Annotated in this window: 14 protein-coding genes and 1 riboswitch; of the genes, 11 read left to right on the top strand and 3 right to left on the bottom strand. The window is 63.3% G+C overall.

What is annotated here, in order from left to right:
• The first annotated feature begins 2 nt into the window (after nt 1-2).
• The 3 genes from phaZ (at nt 3) to RO009_07590 (ending at nt 3,707) form a co-directional block, all read left to right on the top strand.
• Nucleotides 3-1,355, top strand: coding sequence for a polyhydroxyalkanoate depolymerase (phaZ, locus tag RO009_07600; GenBank protein MDT3684890.1), 1,353 nt, complete (start codon nt 3-5; stop codon nt 1,353-1,355).
• Nucleotides 1,356-1,682: 327 nt separating this feature from the next.
• Nucleotides 1,683-2,489 carry a SprT family zinc-dependent metalloprotease gene (locus RO009_07595; protein MDT3684889.1) on the top strand — a complete coding sequence of 269 codons (807 nt, stop codon included), beginning with the start codon at nt 1,683-1,685 and terminating at the stop codon, nt 2,487-2,489.
• Nucleotides 2,490-2,513: 24 nt separating this feature from the next.
• A complete protein-coding gene (locus RO009_07590) occupies nt 2,514-3,707 on the top strand; it encodes a multidrug effflux MFS transporter (GenBank protein MDT3684888.1) in 1,194 nt (397 codons plus the stop codon).
• A 9-nt stretch (nt 3,708-3,716) separates the two neighbouring features.
• Here the strand turns inward: RO009_07590 and RO009_07585 are convergent, their stop codons facing one another.
• Complete coding sequence (locus RO009_07585) at nt 3,717-5,864, bottom strand: penicillin-binding protein 1A (GenBank protein ID MDT3684887.1); 2,148 nt, start codon at nt 5,862-5,864, stop codon at nt 3,717-3,719.
• A 232-nt stretch (nt 5,865-6,096) separates the two neighbouring features.
• On the opposite strand from RO009_07585, the gene RO009_07580 reads away from it, so the two are divergent.
• From RO009_07580 to RO009_07570, 3 genes are all read left to right on the top strand, one after another.
• A complete protein-coding gene (locus tag RO009_07580) occupies nt 6,097-6,354 on the top strand; it encodes a hypothetical protein (GenBank protein ID MDT3684886.1) in 258 nt (85 codons plus the stop codon).
• Between the two features lie 149 nt (nt 6,355-6,503).
• Nucleotides 6,504-6,698: a hypothetical protein gene (locus tag RO009_07575; protein ID MDT3684885.1), complete on the top strand. Its 195-nt coding sequence runs from the start codon at nt 6,504-6,506 to the stop codon at nt 6,696-6,698.
• 272 nt (nt 6,699-6,970) lie between these two features.
• On the top strand, nt 6,971-8,026 hold the full coding sequence (locus RO009_07570; GenBank protein ID MDT3684884.1) for a DUF2336 domain-containing protein: 1,056 nt from the start codon (nt 6,971-6,973) through the stop codon (nt 8,024-8,026).
• Here the strand turns inward: RO009_07570 and RO009_07565 are convergent.
• Nucleotides 8,023-10,818, bottom strand: a complete 2,796-nt coding sequence (locus tag RO009_07565; protein ID MDT3684883.1) for a [protein-PII] uridylyltransferase — start codon at nt 10,816-10,818, stop codon at nt 8,023-8,025. The two genes, RO009_07570 and RO009_07565, sit on opposite strands and share 4 nt — an antisense overlap.
• 176 nt (nt 10,819-10,994) lie before the next feature.
• A riboswitch (SAM riboswitch) is annotated at nt 10,995-11,073 on the top strand.
• 97 nt (nt 11,074-11,170) lie between these two features.
• Between RO009_07565 and RO009_07560 the strand changes: the two genes are divergently transcribed.
• From RO009_07560 to RO009_07540, 5 genes are all read left to right on the top strand, one after another.
• Entirely contained in the window at nt 11,171-12,145 is a 975-nt protein-coding gene (locus RO009_07560) for an aliphatic sulfonate ABC transporter substrate-binding protein (protein ID MDT3684882.1), read from the top strand.
• Nucleotides 12,146-12,216: 71 nt separating this feature from the next.
• Nucleotides 12,217-13,065 carry an ABC transporter permease gene (locus tag RO009_07555; GenBank protein ID MDT3684881.1) on the top strand — a complete coding sequence of 283 codons (849 nt, stop codon included), beginning with the start codon at nt 12,217-12,219 and terminating at the stop codon, nt 13,063-13,065.
• Between the two features lies 1 nt (nt 13,066).
• Nucleotides 13,067-13,858, top strand: coding sequence for an ABC transporter ATP-binding protein (locus RO009_07550; protein MDT3684880.1), 792 nt, complete (start codon nt 13,067-13,069; stop codon nt 13,856-13,858).
• A 319-nt stretch (nt 13,859-14,177) separates the two neighbouring features.
• Nucleotides 14,178-14,687, top strand: a complete 510-nt coding sequence (locus tag RO009_07545; protein ID MDT3684879.1) for an OsmC family protein — start codon at nt 14,178-14,180, stop codon at nt 14,685-14,687.
• Nucleotides 14,688-14,856: 169 nt separating this feature from the next.
• Nucleotides 14,857-15,669: a hypothetical protein gene (locus RO009_07540; protein MDT3684878.1), complete on the top strand. Its 813-nt coding sequence runs from the start codon at nt 14,857-14,859 to the stop codon at nt 15,667-15,669.
• Here the strand turns inward: RO009_07540 and mutS are convergent.
• Nucleotides 15,666-18,434 (bottom strand): DNA mismatch repair protein MutS, encoded by a 2,769-nt coding sequence (gene mutS, locus RO009_07535; protein MDT3684877.1) that lies wholly within the window; start codon nt 18,432-18,434, stop codon nt 15,666-15,668. The genes RO009_07540 and mutS overlap by 4 nt on opposite strands.
• Nucleotides 18,435-18,492: the final 58 nt, after the last annotated feature.

Raw genomic sequence — 18,492 nt, 5'->3', positions numbered from 1 at the left:
GAATGCCAATAGGGGAATTTGGAGGAGCGCCAAAGCTCCCCACTGAAACGGTACCAGCCTTCTCGACCGGCCTTTATTGGTTCTACGAGATGGGACAAGCCGCACTCAATTCGTCGCGTGCGCTGGCAGATATCACCCGGCTGTCACTGAAAAATCCGCTCAACCCTTTCACCAACACGACGTTTGGAAAGACCATCGCGGCCGCGGCGGAAGTCTTCGAGCGATCGACGCGCCGATACGGCAAGCCGGAATGGCAGATCGAGGACACGGTGATCGGCGGCGAACATGTGCCGGTCCATATCAAGACCGTCTGGCAGCGGCCGTTCTGCAATATGGTGCATTTCGAACGTGCATTCGAACGTCCGCCGCGCCGGCCGCAACCGAAGCTGCTGCTCATTGCGCCGATGTCGGGACATTACGCGACCTTGCTGCGCGGAACCGTGGAAGCGTTTCTGCCCAATCACGATGTCTACATCACCGACTGGGTTGATGCGCGCATGGTGCCGATGGCGGCCGGCAGTTTCGGTCTCGATGATTACATCGATTACGTGATTTCGATGCTGCACTGGCTTGGCGGCGATTGCCATGTCATCGCAGTTTGCCAGCCATCGGTGCCGGTGCTGGCCGCGGTCGCACGCATGGAGGTGGCGAACGACCCCTATGTCCCGCATTCCATGGTTTTGATGGGCGGGCCGATCGACACCCGGATCAACCCGACCGCGGTGAACAAGCTCGCGGAAGAGCGCGGCACCGACTGGTTCCGCCACAACGTCATCACCAAGGTGCCGTTTCCGCATCCCGGCATGCTGCGCGATGTCTATCCGGGCTTCCTGCAGTTGCACGGCTTCGTCAGCATGAATCTCGACCGTCATCTCGACGCGCACAAGGACTTGTTCTTCAACCTTGTGAAGGGCGACGGCGATTCGGCGCAGAAGCACCGCGAATTCTACGACGAATATCTCGCGGTCATGGATCTCACCGCCGAATTCTATCTGCAGACCGTCGAGGCCGTGTTCGTCAAGCACGCGCTGCCGAAAGGCGAGCTGACGCATCGCGGCGTCAAGGTCGATCCGTCGGCGATCAGGTCATGCGCGCTGCTCACGGTCGAGGGCGAGAAGGACGACATTTCCGGGGTGGGGCAGACCGAGGCCGCGCATCGGCTTTGCGTGAATATTCCGGCCGACCGCAAGGCGCATTACCTGCAGCTCGGGGTCGGCCATTACGGCGTGTTCAACGGTTCCCGCTTCCGGGCGGAGATCGCGCCGCGCATTTCCGACTTCGTCCTGTCCGCCGAGACCTTCAAGCGCAAGGCCGCTTCTCCCAAAGCCGCTCCGTCACCCAAGGTCGTGGCCTGATCGCACGCTGCGACAATGGGGCGATCGGGCCTGTTACGGCGATCGGGCCAGTTACAGGGCAAAATAGCCCGGTTCGCGCCGACTCACGCAAGCCATTGATTTTAAGAAAGTTTCTGTCTTTTTCGGAGTTCCGAAGAGGGGCGGGGGCGCCTCGGCCGCCTTCAGATCGAATGAATATCGATTCGATCCTATAATTCGCAAGATCCATGGTAAACAGGCTGCGCGCTTAACAATATATAGTAGGTTGGCTTTATTTTTTCCGGGGGGCTGACCGGAGGGGCGGCTGTGGCACTATCGACGAAATATTTGTCCGAGGTTTTTTCGTCGATGCCGCTTCGTGCACTGCTTTATCGCCGCCCGACCGAACCGCAATCCATTCAGGTCTTTCACGACAAGGCCATCTATCTGGTGCGGCTGCGCCGGCATCGGCAGGCGCGCCGCTATACCTTGCGGATCCAGGCGGCGACCCGCGAAGTCGTGCTCACCATGCCGCCGCGCGGCAGCCTGAAGGAGGCCAAGGCCTTTGCCGATCAGCACGGCGGCTGGATCGCGCAGCGCCTGCATCGCCTGCCGCAAGCCACCCCTTTTGCGCATGGCATGAGCGTGCCCCTGCGCGGAAACCCGCATCGCATCGTGCATCGCAAGGGTCGGCGCGGCACCGTCTGGATCGAGATCGGCGAGGACGGCGAGCGCACCATTTGCGTTGCCGGCGATACGCCGCACGTCAATCGGCGTGTCGGTGATTTTCTCCGCCGCGAAGCCAAGAGCGATCTTGAAATGGCGAGCCAGCGCGCCGCCGAGCGCCTGGGCGTGGAGATCAAGCGCGTCTCGATCCGCGATCAGGTCAGCCGCTGGGGATCCTGTTCGAGCACCGGCGTGCTCTCCTATTCATGGCGGCTGATCCTCGCGCCGCCGCATGTGCTCGATTATCTCGCCGCGCATGAAGTCGCGCATCTTGTCGAGATGAACCACTCGGCGCGGTTCTGGCGATTGGTCGAACGCATCTGCCCGAACATGCGGCGCGCCAAGAACTGGCTTGACGTGCACGGCACCGATCTGCACCGCTACGGCATCCCGCTCTCCGATCCTGATGGCGACGGTCGGCCCGCCAGGAAGCGGCGCGCGCGCATCTGAACATTTCATCCCGCGAATAATTTAATGTTCCGTCCCAATACGCTTGCGCTCACCGCGCTGCTGGCGGCCTTGACCGCGATCGGCCCGCTTTCGACCGACGTTTATCTGCCCTCGCTGCCGGACATCGGACGCGCCTTCGGCGCCTCCGCGACATGGGTTCAACTGACATTGTCGGCCTTTCTCATCGGCTTCGCCGCCGGGCAGATTGTTTACGGCCCGATTTCAGACCGGCACGGGCGCAGATCGGTCCTGCTCGCCGCCATCATTATTTTCTGTTGCGGGTCGCTGATCTGCACGCTGGCGCCGTCAATCGAAATTCTGATCGCGGCGCGCTGTCTACAGTCCTTCGGCGCCGCCGGCGCCATCGTGCTCGCGCGCGCGGTGGTGCGCGATCTCTATAGCGGCGCGCGCGCCGGCAAGGAATTGTCGGTCATGGGCGCGATCATGGCGCTGGCGCCGATTGCCGGCCCCGTCATCGGCGGCGTGCTGCATACGGCGTTCGGCTGGCGCTCGGCTTTCGCTGCGCTGCTGCTCGCCGGCCTCATGCTCGGCGCGATGGCGTGGCTGAAATTGCCGGAGACACTGAAATATCCGGCGCCGGATCCGGTGACCCCTCGCGCCATGCTGAAGGTGTATCGCTCGTTGCTCGATCGCCGCGATTTCCTGCTCTATGCCGGCATCGCCGCCGCCTGCTATTCCGGCCTGTTCGCGTGGCTGTCCAGCGCCTCCTTCATCCTGCAGGACATCTACGGTCTGACGCCGCTCGTCTTTGCGTTCTACTTCCTGCCCAGCGCCGTTGGCTTTCTGATCGGAACCTCCATCGCCTCGCGCATTGTGTCGCGGATCGGCATCGAGCGCACGATCGGAATCGGTGCCGCCGTGCTTGTGGCCGGCGGCCTCGCGATGATGCTGTCGCTGACCTTTGCGCAGACCTCGGCCTTCTCCGTTGTCTTTCCTGCCGCGCTCTACATCATCGGCCTCGGGCTGACGTGGCCGCAGGCTTTGGCCGGCGGCCTTACGCCTTTCCCCGACCGCGCGGGTGCAGCCTCCTCCTTGCTCGGGGTCATTCCGCAATCTTTCGCGGCTGTCGCCGGCGTCACGGTCGTCGCCCTGCTGGACAAAACCGCTTGGCCGCTGGCGATCGCGCTGACCCTGACGGGCGCGCTGACGCTGCTGTTCTGGCTGATGTCGCGCCGGCTGCCGACGCATATCGCGTGACCGGCGCAGTCAACGCCGCCCGAACAACCGATCGAGCAGCCAGCTATCCATGGTGCCGGATTCCGGCCGCACCGGTGCCTGCGGCCGATGTTCGGTCATCGTGGCCGGCGGCGTTGCGGCTTGCGGCGCTGCATAGGGCGAAGGCGAGAAAAATCCGCTCGACAATCCGGGCAGGCTGGCGATCGGAACATTTCGGTGCGCCGCTTTCATGAACCGCGCCCAGATTTCCGCAGGCAATCCGCCGCCGGTCATCTTCTTCGTCGGCGATGAATCGTCATTGCCAAGCCAGACGCCGGCGACAAGCTGCGCGGTGTAGCCGACGAACCATCCATCGCGGAAATCCTGGCTGGTGCCGGTCTTGCCCGCTGCCGGGCGGCCCGCCAGCTCGGCTTTGCGCGCGGTTCCGGTCAGCAGCGTTTCCTGCATCATGGCATTCATCATGCCGACGTAACGCGGCTCGATGATCTGGCCGAGGCTTTGCGGAATGCGCCGATAGAGAATCTTCTTCGTGTCCTTCAGTCGTACGCTTTCCACCACATGCGTCACGATCGCCAGGCCGGAATTGGCGAAGGGCGCAAACGCCGCCACCATCTCCATCAGCGACACTTCCGAGGTGCCGAGCGCGATCGAGGGATTGGCCTCCAGCTTGGAGGCGATGCCGAGCCGATGCGCCGTACGCGTGACCGCGGTCGGCCCGAATTCCAGGGTTAGCCGCACCGACACGGTGTTGAGCGACATCGCCAGCGCCTGCGTCAGCGTCACCGGACCGAAATATTCACGCGTATAGTTTTCAGGCTTCCATCCTTTCAGGGCGATTGGCCTGTCCTCACGGACGGTGTTCGGCGTGAGACCGCGCTCAAGCGCTGTCAAATACACAAATGGCTTGAAGGCGGAGCCTGGCTGCCGCTTTGCGGCCACCGCGCGGTTGAACTGGCTGTCCTGATAATTGCGTCCGCCGACGAGGGCGCGTACGGCGCCGTCGGGGCTCATTGCCACCAGCGCGCCTTGCTCGACGCCGAATTTTGCGCCCTTGGCATTCAGTTCTTCGACAAGGCTTGCTTCCGCCGCCGCCTGCAAGGCCGGATCGATCGAGGTCTCTACCACGATGTCGTCTTCAACGCGTCCGACCAGATCGTCCAGCACGTCCATGATCCAGTCGGCGACATAGTTGCTGGAACCGCTGCCGACCTGTTTCAGGGCATGCGCCGGTGCGGCGACCGCAAGTTTCGCCTGCGCCGGCGAGATGAAGCCTTCTTGCGCCATCGCGGCGAGCACGATCTGCGCGCGCCGCTCGGCGCCGTCAGGATTGCGCGTCGGCGCCAGACGCGAGGGCGACTTGACGAGACCGGCGAGCATCGCCGCTTCCGCGAGCGACAGCGCGCGCGCATGCTTGTTGAAATAGCGTTGCGCCGCCGCTTCCACGCCATAGGCGCCGGCGCCGAAATACACGCGGTTGAGATAGAGCTCGAGAATTTCGTTCTTGCTGAATTTGCGCTCCAGCCACAGGGCCAGCACGGCTTCCTGCATCTTGCGTGTGAGCGTGCGCTCCTGCGTCAGAAACAGATTCTTGGCAAGCTGCTGCGTCAGCGTCGAGCCGCCCTGTGACACCCCGCGCCTGAGAATATTGGCCAGGGCTGCGCGCCCGATGCCCATCGGGTCGATGCCGAAATGCGAATAGAAGCGGCGGTCTTCGATGGCGATGAAGGCCTGTGGCACATAGGGTGGCAATTCCTTCAGCGTCGCCGATACGCCGCTGTCGCCGCGCGTCGCCAGAATGCGCCCGTCGGTGCCGGTGATCTGGATGGAGGGCGGACGCTTCGGCACTTCCAGCGATTGGATGGCCGGCAGATGGGCCCCGATCCAGATTGTCACACCGATCAGGGCGATGACGCCCCAGAGGGACAGCACAACGCCCCAATAGAGCAGCCGGCCCAGCCGCCCGCGGCGGGGTTTGCGGTGGCCGCCGTCATTGCCCCCGCGGCGTGATTTTCGGGGCGGGCGCGTCGACGGCTCGGCCTGCGCGCGCGCCCCGCGACGTGCGCCGCTGTCATGCGCCCCGCCGATACGATCGGCCGGCGCAACACGCAGATCCCCGCGTGGCGCAGCTTCTTCGAATCTGGGTTCGCGGCGCGCACGCTTTCGACGTCCCACGGCCATTCGGTTCCGGTCCCCGTCCGTCGGCGCCAGCTTCCCGGCTGACGCCGAGACGCTAAAGAGGCCGCTTTAAGGTGCGGTTAAGTGGCGGCGCGGCTGTTGCGCGGTCGCCGCGGGGCACCGACGAAATGCCAAGAAGCCCCGAAAATACGGGGGTTCTTGTTTGCAAATGTCTTGTTTTATGCATGATGCCGCTGCCGGCTCGTTCCGGTGACCAAACTCTCTCGGGGGATACATGAAGAAGCTCGCATTATTGCTCGCCGTGGCCGTCGCCGCGTCGGCTCCGACTGCCGCCTTTGCAGCCAAGAAGAAGGCCGCCGCCAAGCCGGCTGCCGCTGCCGTCGATCCGAATGCCAACGGCAAGAAGTTCGTTCGGGAAGCCTTCATGCAGCCGGTCTATGCGTGGCAGGCTGCGACGAAGCCTGTGGCGAAGAAGGCCGACGCCAAGCCCGCCAAGAAGGCGGCCAAGAAGTCTTCCAAGAAGAAGGCCTGATCGGCCTCTTCTCTGAATCTTTGTTCATGCCAACGGTCCGGCTTGCGGCGAAATGACCGCAGGCCGGCCGTTTCTGTTTGCACACCCGGTATTTCGTGCATCATACGCATCTGCCGGAAACGCCGGCGTCTTACTTTGGGGGAATGTCCATGCGCAAAAGCGCTCTTTTGCTTGCCGTTTTGATGATTGCGGCCGCTCCGGCCACCGCGCTCGCTGCCAAGAAGAAGGCCGCCGCTCCGGCCGACCCGAATGCCAACGGCAAGAAATTTGTCGTCGCCGCCTGGCAGCAGCCCGTTCATATCTGGAACGGTCTGTGGTCGCCGTGGTGGGTTGCGAAGAAATAGTAATTCAGGACGAAGCGGACTGGCTTTCATCCGGCGCCGAGCGGTTCGCTTCGGCGCCGGTTTTGTTTTGGCGCGATACGCATCAGGTTGTTTGAGATCAATCGGTGCAATTCATAGCTGTCACGAATTCTTAGGAATTTTATCGGAACATTTCTGTGAAATGTTGCTTCTGACCTCCTGACAGGTCCGGAAGGGCTGCGCAGATGCACCTCCGCCAGTCCTTGATTGGGGAACTCGAGAGCGCAATTCACAGCGGCTCCAAGGAGAAGCGCGTGGCGACGCTCCGGCGCGTCACCGACCTGTTCCTCACGGGCGCCGATCGTTTCACGCAAGATCAGATCGATGTCTTTGACGATGTGATCGGCCATCTGGTGCGCCGGATCGAGGGCAAGGCCTTGACCGAACTCAGCGAGCGGCTGGCACCGGTGGAAAGGGCGCCGATCGAGGTCATCCGCCGTCTGGCGCGCGACGACGAGATCGCGATCGCCGCGCCGGTATTGTCGCAATCGCAACGTCTCACCAGTCAGGACCTGATCGAGGTTGCAAAAACCAAAGGTCAGGATCATTTGCTTGCCATATCGTCTCGGCCGCGTATCGAAGAGTCCGTGAGCGACGTTCTGATTAAACGCGGCAGTCGCAAAGTCATTCATCGATTGTCCGAAAATTCCGGCGCCACCTTCTCGGAGGAAGGCTATCTGAAGCTCACGCAGAAGGCGAAGAGCGATCAAGGCCTTCTGGAAAAACTCGGCTTACGGCTCGACATTCCCCTGCATTTCTTCCGCGAATTGCTGCTCCGCGCCACGGCCATCGTTCGCGAGCGGCTGATTGCCAGAGCCAAGCCTGAATTCAAGGGCGAGATCGAAAGCATCCTCAATTTGGTTTCGGATGACGTCGGTCGCGAAGCGACCCGGGACCGGACGGCCGCGCTGCGGTCCGTTGCCGCGCTGAAGGAAGCCGGAGAGCTCGACGAAGTGACCTTGCTGGCATTTCTGCGTGCCGGTCAGCAGAATGAAGTGATCGCAGCCATCGCGCTGCTCAGCGCCTCGGATTTCGAGTTGGCCGCGGAAATCATGACATCCGATCGCAATGAAGCGATTCTGATTCTGTGCAGGGCGGCCCGCTTCGAATGGGCCACCGTGCGTGCGCTGCTGAGATCAAGGCCGGAACAGCACGGCATTGTCGATCTGCAAATGGATCAGTTGCGACAGGATTACACCAAGCTGACGCAGTCGACGGCGCAGCGGGTGCTTCGCTTCTGGATGGTGCGTAAGACCGCCAACGCGCCGGCGAACTACTGCGTGCAAACCGCGATCGGGCAGACCGGTTAGGCCGGAACCTTCGCTTCCTCATCCTGCCGGACAAAAAGCTGCGCCAGCGCGCGCTTGATCGCGGCCTGGCGGGTCGGGGAGGCGATCTTGGCGCCCAGAAGATCGGTCACATAGAACACGTCGACCACGCGTTCGCCGAAGGTCGCGACATGCGCCGAGGTGATGTTGAGCGACAGTTTCGACAGCGTCGACGTGAGCTCGTAAAGCAGACCCGGCCGGTCGAGGCCGGTGATTTCGACCACGGTGTAGCGGTTCGACCAGTCGTTGTTGATGTTGATTTCCGGCTCCAGCGCGAAGGCCTTGAGCCGGCCCTTCGGCGCAATGCGGCGCGCCACCACCTCCGGCAGCTTGATTTCCCCGCGCAACGCCTTCTCGATGGTTTCCGCGATCCGTGCCGCGCGGCGCGCTTCGTCCTCGTCCTGGTCGAATTCGCGCGAGACCGAAATGGTGTCGAGGGCGAGACCGTCGGTCGTGGTGTAGATCTGCGCGTCGACGATATTGGCGCCGGCCGCCGCGCAGGCCCCGGCGATGATCGAGAGCAGACGCGGATGATCGGGCGCGATCACGGTCAGCTCGGTGACCCCGCGCGCGGCGTCGAAGCGGAATTCGGTCGCCAGCGTGCGGCCTTCGGTCCAGGCCTGGCGCAGGAAGCTCGCATGCGCGACCTTGTGCGGCAGATCGACCTTGAGCCAGTAAGCCGGATAATGCCGCGAGATATAGCTGTCGATTTCGTCGGGCGCCCAGTCTTTCAACTCGCTGCGCAACTCGGCCTGCGCCAGTTCGACCCTGCGGGCGCGATCGACCTCCGAGAAGCCGCCGGTCAGCGCCGGCTCGGTTTCGTAATAGAGCGTGCGCAACAGCTGCGATTTCCAGCCGTTCCACACGCCGGGGCCGACGGCGCGGATATCGGCCGTGGTCAGGATGGTGAGCAACTTCAGGCGCTCGAGTGATTGCACCACCGCGGTGAAGTTTTCGATGGTTTTTCGGTCCGACAGATCGCGCGATTGTGCGACCGTCGACATCACGAGGTGATTTTCGATCAGCCAGGCGACGGTTTCCGTCTCCGCCGGCGTCAGGCCGAGCCGCGGACACAGGCGGCGGGCGACGCGTGCGCCGGCAATCGAATGGTCCTCCACGCGGCCTTTGGCGATATCGTGCAGGAACAGGGTGACGCGCAACAGATCACGGTGGCGCGGCTGGATCTTTTTGATCAGGTCCTTGGCGAGGCCGTATTCGTCGACATTGCCGCGCTCGATTTCCGTGAGCACGCCGATGCAGCGGATGAGATGCTCGTCCACCGTGTAGTGATGATACATGTTGAACTGCATCATCGCCACGACGCGCCCGAAAGCGCGGATGAAGGCGCCCAGCACGCCGCATTCGTTCATCCGCCGCAGCACCGTTTCCGGATCGTTGTCGGAGGTGAGGATTTCGAAAAAGAGCTGGTTCGCTTCCTCGTTGTCGCGGACTTGCTTGTCGATCAGGTGCAGCGAGCGCGCCGCCTGCCGCATGGCGTCCGGATGGAAGGCGAGATCATGCTTTTGGGCCAGGTGGAAGATGCGGATCAGGTTGACCGGGTCGCGCGTGAAAGCGTCCTTGTCGGCAATGGTGATGCGATTGTTGTCGACGATGAAATCGTCGGTTTCGCGCAAGACCTTGCGCCCGCGCTTGGGCTTGAAGCGCGCCATCATCCGGTTGAGCACCGGCGCCGACTTGGCGTGACTGTCTTCCAGCGCCGCGCAGAGGATGGCGGTGAGGTCGCCGACATCCTTGGCGGTGAGGAAATAGTGCTTCATGAAACGCTCGACATCCTTGAGGCCCGGATGCTCGGTATAGCCGAGCCGCACCGCGATCTCGCGCTGGATGTCGAAGGACAGGCGTTCCTCCGCACGGCCGGTGACGAAATGCAGATGGCAGCGCACCGACCAAAGGAAATTCTCGCAGCGCCGGAACAGCGCGAGCTCATCCTTGTCGAACACGCCGTGCTCGATCAGCTCCTCCACCTCGCGCACGCGATAGACATATTTGCCGATCCAGAACAATGTGTGCAGATCGCGCAGGCCGCCCTTGCCGTCCTTCACGTTCGGCTCGACCAGATAGCGCGAGGTGCCGGCGCGGCGCAGCCGCTCCTCGCGTTCGGCGAGCTTGGCGGCGACGAATTCGGCGGCGGTGCCTTGGACCACGTTCTTGTCAAAGCGGACGACAAGCTCTTCGAACAGGGGCTTGTCGCCGAACAGGAAGCGCGATTCCAGAATCGCGGTTCGGATGGTCATGTCCGCTTTCGCCTGGCGGATGCATTCGTCAACCGAGCGCGTCGCGTGCCCGACCTTCAGCCCCATGTCCCACAGGCAATAGAGGATGGCTTCGGCGATGGATTCGCCCCAGGCGGTCTGCTTGTAGGGGAGGACAAACAACAGATCGATGTCGGAGCCCGGCGCCAGCAGGCCGCGGCCATAGCCGCCGGTCGCCACCACGGCCATGCGTTCGCCCTCGGAGCGGTTGAGGGAGGGGTAGAGTTTCTGGGTCGCGAATTCGAACAGGACGCGGATGATCTCGTCCTGCATGAAGCAGAGCCGCGCCGCGCAGCGGTGGCCGTGCCGGTCCTTGAGCAGCATCGCCTCGGCCGCTGAGCGGCCCTTGTTCAGCGCCGCCTTCAGATATTGTGCAACGGCGTTGCGCAGCTCGAGCTCACGCCCGCCATGCGTTGCGGCGAGCTGCTCGAGATCGGCGGCGGCCGCCGTGGCGTCGAAAATCCCGGCCGCGTCATGCCGATGGTCGTTGGGGGACAGCATCGATACCCGATAGCGGAGCGCCGCTTCACTGTCACTGTCCGTTTCAGTGCGGGGGCTTTGGCACGGTTTTGGAAGTTTATTCTCCTGGCCGAAAAATGGAGAATGGTTTTCTCTCTGCGCGCGCCGCACAAAACGAGTTTCTTCCCGTTGACTCGGTCACAAAATCTCTTTTTATATCAATAACTAGCGCCGATTTGAGCGAGCAGCTTGCGGGCGCTTAACAAATGCCGCTAAAGCGATCGGGGCCCTCCCCGTCGTGAAAAAGCTGACGGGCGGGGGAGAAATTTCCCGCCTCCATTTCGAACCTGCCGGCCGCATTCGGGCGTTGCCGGCGCAATATGTGGAGGTTTTCATGTCTCTGTTTTCCAGGCGTTCGATTTTGGCATCCGCCCTCGTGGTCGGCCTCGTGCCCTCCACCGCCTTGTTCGCGCAGGACAAGCCGAAGGAAATCCGCATCGACTGGGCGACCTATAATCCGGTCTCCATGGTGCTGAAAGAGCAGGGCTTGCTCGAAAAGGAATTCGCCAAGGACGGCATCAGCGTGCGCTGGGTGCAGACGCTCGGCTCCAACAAGGCGCTGGAATTCCTCAATGCCGGCTCGATCGATTTCGGTTCGACCGCGGGCGCCGCGGCGTTGGTCAGCAAGATCAACGGCAACCCGATCAAGTCAATCTATGTCTATTCGCGTCCGGAGTGGACCGCGCTCGTTACGGGCAAGGATTCCAAGATCACCAAGATCGAGGATCTGAAGGGCAAGCGCGTTGCGGTCACCCGCGGCACCGATCCGCACATTTTCCTTGTGCGCGCGCTGCAGAGCGTCGGCCTGAGTGAGAAGGACATCAAGCCGGTGCTGCTGCAGCATCCGGACGGCAAGACGGCGCTGATCCGCGGCGATGTTGATGCCTGGGCCGGTCTTGATCCGATGATGGCGCAGGCGGAAGTGCAGGACGGCGCGAAGCTGTTCTATCGCAACAAGGAGGCCAACACCTGGGGCATCCTCAATGTGCGCGAGGAGTTTCTGAAGAATCACCCCGGCCTGGTGCAGCGCGTACTGAAAATCTATGAAGATGCGCGCAAATACTCGCTCGCCAATTATGACGTCGTGAAAAAGACCTTCATTGCCGCGACCAAGCTGCCGGACGCCGTGGTCGACAAGCAGCTGAAGGAGCGCACCGAGCTGACGCATTCCAAGATCGGCGCGCCGCAGCGGGACTCGATCCTCGCCGCCGGCATCGCCCTGCAGGAAGCAGGCGTGATCAAGCCGGACGTGAATGTGAAGGCGGTGCTCGACGATCTGATCGATGCGAGCGTCCCGCTGACGAACTGATGTGACACCCTCTTTCCTCTCCCCGCTTTGCGGGGAGAGGAAAGCAACAATTACGTTTCCGGGCCGTCTTTATGTCTCTTGCACATATGACCATCGTTGCCACGCCTGACACCGCCGAAGCGACGCCCGCTCCCGCGCGCCGCCGGCGCATTTCGCCCGCCTGGCTGGGCCTTGTGCTGCCGATCGCCCTGGCGGTGCTGTGGGAGCTGGTCGTGTGGGCCGGCTGGTCGGACGGGCGTCTGGTCCCGCCGCCCTCGGTGATTTTCGCGACGCTCTGGGACCTCGCCAAGACCGGCGAACTCTGGCGTCACGCCCAGGCCACGGTGCTGCGCGTGGCCGCCGGCTTCGGCCTTGGCGTCGTCGCCGGCACGCTGCTCGGCGCCATTGCCGGCTATTCGACATTGTCGCGGCGGCTGCTCGATCCGACCCTGCAGGCTTTGCGCGCCATTCCCTCGATCGCCTGGGTGCCGCTTTTCATTCTGTGGCTTGGCATTTTCGAGGAATCGAAAATCACGCTGATCGCAGTCGGCGTGTTCTTTCCGGTCTATCTTGGCGTCATGGGCGCGATCATGTCGGTCGACCGCAAGATCGTGGAAGTCGGCCGGGTGTTCCGTCTTTCCGGTCCGGCATTGGTGCGGCGCATCCTGCTGCCCGCGGTGCTGCCGTCCTATGTCGTGGCGTTGCGCTCCGGCCTCGGGCTCGGCTGGATGTTCGTCGTCGCCGCCGAATTGCTCGGCGCGTCGGAAGGGCTTGGCTATCTCCTGATCGACGGCCAGCAGCTCGGCAAGCCGGCGCAGATCGTGGCCGCTATTGTCGCTTTCGCCGTCATCGGCAAGACCACGGACTGGCTGATCGCCGCTGCCTCGGCGCCGTTCCTGCGCTGGGAAGACCGCTTCTCCGCCCGCGGTGAGGAGCGCTGACATGCTGCTGCTCGACCGTATCGGCAAGACCTACGCCAATGGCGTGCATGCGCTGGACGGCGTGACGCTGAAAGTTGAAATCGGCGAAATCCTCGCCATCGTCGGCGGCTCGGGCTGCGGCAAGTCCACCTTGCTGCGCGCGATCTCCGGCCTCGACCATCCGACCCAGGGGCGCATCACCCTCGACGGCGAGAAGATCGTCGAACCGCACGAGAAGATCGGCATCATTTTTCAGGAGCCGCGTTTGCTCCCTTGGCTCACCGTTGCCGACAATGTCGGCTTCGGCATAGCGCATCTGCCGAAAGACGAACGCGAGCGGCGCATCGCGCGCGTGCTCGACAAGGTCGGACTGTCCGACAAGGCGAATGTCTGGCCGCGCGAATTGTCAGGCGGGCAGGCGCAACGGGTCGCCATTGCGCGGGCCCTCGTGCCGCGACCGGAAGTGCTGCTGCTTGATGAGCCCTTCTCGGCGCTGGACGCATTCACCCGCACCGATCTGCAGGATCACGTGTTGGCATTGTGGGCCGAGCTGAAGCCGACGCTCATCTTCGTCACCCATGACGTGGAGGAAGCCATCGTCATGGCCGACCGCATCATCGTCATGCGGCCGCATCCCGGACGGCTGTACGAGGAAATCGAGGCCGATCTGCCGCGCCCGCGCGACCGGCAATCGGCGGCCTTCGACTTTACAAAACGCCGCGTGCTGGCGGCGCTCGACCGCTCGCTCAACCGCGACACGCATATCGACGACCGTCAGGAGAAGGCCGAGCAGGGCGCCGCGATGTGGTGGTAATCAGTGGCGCGGAAGCCTGATCACTGGGGAATGACCGTCAACGAGCGTCTCTTCGAGGCCGGCTTGCTTGATCAATTCGATGATGCGATCCGGGCGGGATGATCGAATGTCTGGCGCTGGTCGGCATTAAGCCGGCCGAGGCAGCGGCAATAGCTAATCAGATACTTTCCGATGCGACGCGCGACAGGAAACCGGCTGGATAGCGAAGTTTAAGCGCCGGTCTGTGGACCAGACGCAACGCTGGTCGGCCGCGCGGGCATATAGTCAAACCCGCCCAAACCCCTTATGTCTGCCGCTCGATTTTCGCAGGAGCTGATCCATGGACGCAGCCGAACTCAGGGCGATGCAGGCCCCGATCAAGGACAAGTACAAGACCGACGCCGGGGCCGCGCTGATCACGCTGCGCGCCAAGGGCACGCTCGACGACCAGAACATCGCCTGCAAGGTGGAGACCGGGCGCGCACTGGCGGTCGCGGGACTGCATCCGGCGACCGGTGGCTCGGGCATGGAGCTGTGCTCCGGCGACATGCTGCTGGAGGCGCTGGTTGCCTGCGCCGGCGTGACTCTGAAGGCGGTGTCGACCGCGTTGGAAATTCCGCTCAAATCCGGTCACGTCTCCGCCGAGGGCGATCTTGATTTCCGCGGCACGCTCGGCGTTGCCAAGGATGCGCCGGTCGGTTTCCGTGAAATCCGCCTGCGCTTCGATGTCGAAACCGACGCGCCGCAGGAAAAACTCGATCAGCTGCTGAAGCTGACCGAGCGCTATTGCGTCGTGTATCAGACCATCAAGTCGGGCCCGCCGGTGGCGGTGAGTTTGCAGAAGGTGTGACGCTTCCCTCTCCCGCTTGGGCGGGAGAGGGTGGCGAGGACCGAAGGTCCGAGCCGGGTGAGGGGCCGTGCAATTGCCGTGCAATTGCCCTTCACCCGGCTTCCTCGCTCCGCCCGGAAGCCGACCTCCTTTCGCGCAGCGGCGAGAGGTGAACGGTGTCCCGCGGGGCATGACTGAACATTTCAACATGTCCCCCGACATCTATTTCCTCTTCACGCTCGCAATCAAGATGGCGATCGCCGCCGGCTTCGTCATCACCGCGACCGTGGTGGCCGAGCGCGCCGGCCCTTTCATCGGCTCGCTCATTGTCACACTGCCGATTTCGACCGGCCCGGCTTATGTCTTTATCGCGCTCGATCACGATGCGGATTTCGTCGCCCGCGCGGCGCTGACCAGCGTCTACAACAACGTGCCGACCATTCTATACACCGTGCTGTTCATCTTTCTGGCGCAGCGTTTCAACAGCTTCGTCAGTGTGGGCGCCGGTCTTGCGGTCTGGTTCGCTTCGACCTTCCTGCTCAATCAAGCGACGTGGACCCTGACGCCGGCCATTCTAATGAATGTCGCTGCTGTGGCGATCTTCTTCCTCTTTGTCCGCCGCTTTCGCGAGGCGCCGATGCCGCGGCTGCCCTTGCGGCTTTCGGAATTGCTGCTGCGGGCGATCATCGTCAGCATCCTGATAGCGGCGGTGGTCACGCTCAGCTTCACCATCGGTCCGGAGCGGACGGGCATCCTTGCCTCCTTCCCGGCCACCTTCACATCCACCATGTTCATCCTGCATCGCCGTGTGGGCGGCAAGGCCACCGCTGCGGTGATGGCGCACAGCCTGGTCGGCCTGCTTGGTTTCAGCCTGTGCATGGCGGTGCTGTATCTGACGGCGGTGCCGGTCGGCGCACCGATCGGATTGCTGCTCGCGCTTGCTTTTTCAGTGTCGTGGAATGCGGGCGTTTTGCTGCTGCGCAGAGCCGGCGTACCGCTCTAGTTTTTTAAGTCTCGCAGCCTTCCCTTGAGCGCATAGAGCGCATCCAGCGCCTCTCGCGGCGACATCTCGTCCGGATGCAATGCTTCCAGCGCGGCGGCCAGCTTGTCGAGCGGTGAATCCGCCGAGGCCGCAGGAGCAGAGCGCGCGGCTTGAAACAGCGGCAGGTCGTCGAAACCCTTGATCGGTGCCTTGCGCTCTTCCGATTCGAGTTCCGCAAGGATCAGCTTGGCGCGCTCGATCACGCTCGGCGGCAGGCCTGCGAGCTTCGCCACCTGGATGCCGTAGGAGCGGTCGGCGGCGCCGGGCACCACCTCGTGCAGGAACACGACGTCGCCCTGCCATTCCTTCACCCGCATCGTCGCGTTGTGCAGACGCGGCAGCTTTGATGCGAGCGCGGTCAGCTCGTGATAATGCGTGGCAAACAGGGCACGGCAGCGATTGGCCTCGTGCAGATGCTCGATAGACGCCCAGGCGATCGAGAGACCATCGAAGGTCGCAGTGCCGCGGCCGATTTCGTCGAGGATGACCAGCGAGCGTTCGCCCGCCTGATTGAGAATGGCGGCGGTCTCCACCATCTCCACCATGAAGGTCGAGCGTCCGCGCGCCAGATCGTCAGCGGCGCCGACGCGCGAGAACAGACGGTCGACGACGCCGATCTGCGCACGCTTCGCCGGTACGAACGACCCCATCTGCGCAAGCACCGCAATGAGGGCGTTCTGCCGCAGGAAGGTGGATTTGCCGGCCATGTTGGGGCCGGTGAGAAGCCAGATGCGGCCGGCTTTTCCCTTTTCCGGCGGGGAAAGGTCGCAGTCATTGGCGATGAATGGTTCGCTGCGGGCCAACGCCTGCTCGACCACAGGATGTCGCCCGCCTTCGATCGTGAAACACAGCGAGGTATCGATTTCCGGCCGCGTATAATCCTGCTCCGCTGCCAGTGTCGCCAGCGCGCTGTCCACGTCCAGAATGGCGAGCGCCTCCGCCGCAGCCTTGATCTCGCGGCTCGCCGCAACGACCTCGCCGGCCAGCCGCTCGAAAATCTCAAGCTCAAGTCCGAGCGCGCGATCGGCGGCGCTGACGATCTTGGCTTCCAGTTCGCCGAGCTCGGTGGTGGTGAAGCGCACCTGTCCGGCGAGCGTCTGGCGATGAATGAAGCGCGCATTGAGCGGCGGCGCCATCAGCTTCTCGCCATGCTGCGCGGTCACCTCGACGAAATAGCCGAGCACATTATTGTGCCGAATTTTCAGCGCGCGGATGCCCGTCTCGTCGCAATAGCCGGCCTGCAATTGCGCAATCACCCGGCGGGACTGGTCGCGCAAGGCGCGCGTCTCGTCCAGCGTTGAATCGAAGCCCTCGCGCACGAAACCGCCGTCGCGTTTGAACAATGGCAATTCGTCGGCGAGCGCGGCGGACAGCGTTCTTGCAAGCGACGTATCGGGGCGGCGCAAGGCGACCATCGCGTCGGCGATCTCGTCCGGTGTGTCGCTGAGTGCGGTCAGGCGTTGCGCAAGTTCAGACGCAGCCAGAAGCCCGTCGCGGATGGCGGCGAGATCGCGCGGGCCGCCGCGCGTCAGCGCGAGGCGCGAGAGAGCGCGCGCGAGATCGGGCGCAGCCTTCAGACGCTCGCGGCTGTCGCTGCGCGCAGCGCTGTCATTAAGGAAAGTGTCGACCGCATCCAGCCTGCGTGCAATGGCGGCAGGGTCGGTGAGCGGCGCGGCCAGGCGTTGCGCCAAAAGCCGCGAACCGGCCGCCGTCACCGTGCGGTCGATGGTGTCGAGCAAGGAGCCGCGCCGCTCGCCCGGGAGGGTACGCATCAGCTCAAGATTGGCCCGCGTCGCCGAATCGATCGACATCGTCGCGCCCGCGCTTTCGCGCAACGGCGGTGAGAGCGGCGGACGCTTTCCGAGCTGCGTGCGCTCGATATAGGTCACGCAGGCCGCCGCCGCGATCAGCTCCAGCCGGCTCAGTGTGCCGAAGCTGTCGGTGGTCGCGACGCTGAAGAAGTCCGCAAGCCGACGCTCCGCCGTCGCACCGTCGAAGACGTCCCGCGTGAGCGGCATGACATGTTCGAGGGAGCGGAATAGCGGCGCAAAATCCGGATCGGCATAGAGCGCGTCGGAGACGATGATCTCGCCGGGATCGAGTCTTGCGATTTCCGCCGGAAGACCGTTCGGCTCGCATTCGGCGATGCGGAATTCGCCGGTGGAGATATCGATCCAGGAAAGCCCCAGCATTCCGGGTTCCCCGGCCGAGGAAGATCTTGACCGGGCGATGGAGAGCAGGAAGTTGTTGCTCGTCGCATCGAGCAGCGTGTCCTCGGTGAGCGTGCCGGGCGTAACAAGGCGCACCACGCCGCGCTTCACGACGCTTTTCCCGCCGCGCTTTTTCGCCTCGGCCGGGTCCTCCATCTGCTCGCAAACGGCCACTCTGTGGCCTGCCGCAATGAGCTTGTGCAGATATTCTTCCGATCGCTCCACCGGCACGCCGCACATCGGGATATCGCTGCCGAGGTGTTTCCCTCGTTTCGTCAATACGATACCGAGCGTGCGCGAGGCGACTTCGGCGTCCTCGAAGAACAATTCGTAGAAATCGCCCATACGATAGAACAGAAGCGAATTCGGATGCGCGGTCTTGATCTTGAGATATTGCTCCATCATTGGAGTCACGCGCGCGCTGTCGCTGGGCGCTATGGGCGTGACGCAGGCGGCGTCGACGGGCGCCGGCGCGGTGTTTTCGGCGGGCGCGGCTTTGGAACTCGCAATGGCCATCGGTGGCACGCTAGCAAAAGGCCGCCGGCGTTTCACCTGACATATGCGAAACCCACAA

Source organism: Pseudorhodoplanes sp., from assembly GCA_032027085.1.
Lineage (GTDB): Bacteria > Pseudomonadota > Alphaproteobacteria > Rhizobiales > Xanthobacteraceae > Pseudorhodoplanes.
Note: the sequence above shows the minus strand (reverse complement) of the source record. Positions and strands in the feature narration are given on the sequence as shown.

What these genes read in the sequence shown, in the direction of transcription:
- phaZ (MDT3684890.1), top strand. Translation starts at nt 3, where the DNA reads ATGCCAATAGGGGAATTTGGAGGAGCGCCAAAGCTCCCCACTGAAACG.
- RO009_07595 (MDT3684889.1), top strand. Translation starts at nt 1,683, where the DNA reads ATGCCGCTTCGTGCACTGCTTTATCGCCGCCCGACCGAACCGCAATCC.
- RO009_07590 (MDT3684888.1), top strand. Translation starts at nt 2,514, where the DNA reads ATGTTCCGTCCCAATACGCTTGCGCTCACCGCGCTGCTGGCGGCCTTG.
- RO009_07585 (MDT3684887.1), bottom strand. Translation starts at nt 5,864, where the DNA reads ATGGCCGTGGGACGTCGAAAGCGTGCGCGCCGCGAACCCAGATTCGAA.
- RO009_07580 (MDT3684886.1), top strand. Translation starts at nt 6,097, where the DNA reads ATGAAGAAGCTCGCATTATTGCTCGCCGTGGCCGTCGCCGCGTCGGCT.
- RO009_07575 (MDT3684885.1), top strand. Translation starts at nt 6,504, where the DNA reads ATGCGCAAAAGCGCTCTTTTGCTTGCCGTTTTGATGATTGCGGCCGCT.
- RO009_07565 (MDT3684883.1), bottom strand. Translation starts at nt 10,818, where the DNA reads ATGCTGTCCCCCAACGACCATCGGCATGACGCGGCCGGGATTTTCGAC.
- RO009_07560 (MDT3684882.1), top strand. Translation starts at nt 11,171, where the DNA reads ATGTCTCTGTTTTCCAGGCGTTCGATTTTGGCATCCGCCCTCGTGGTC.
- RO009_07555 (MDT3684881.1), top strand. Translation starts at nt 12,217, where the DNA reads ATGTCTCTTGCACATATGACCATCGTTGCCACGCCTGACACCGCCGAA.
- RO009_07550 (MDT3684880.1), top strand. Translation starts at nt 13,067, where the DNA reads ATGCTGCTGCTCGACCGTATCGGCAAGACCTACGCCAATGGCGTGCAT.
- RO009_07545 (MDT3684879.1), top strand. Translation starts at nt 14,178, where the DNA reads ATGGACGCAGCCGAACTCAGGGCGATGCAGGCCCCGATCAAGGACAAG.
- RO009_07540 (MDT3684878.1), top strand. Translation starts at nt 14,857, where the DNA reads ATGACTGAACATTTCAACATGTCCCCCGACATCTATTTCCTCTTCACG.
- mutS (MDT3684877.1), bottom strand. Translation starts at nt 18,434, where the DNA reads ATGGCCATTGCGAGTTCCAAAGCCGCGCCCGCCGAAAACACCGCGCCG.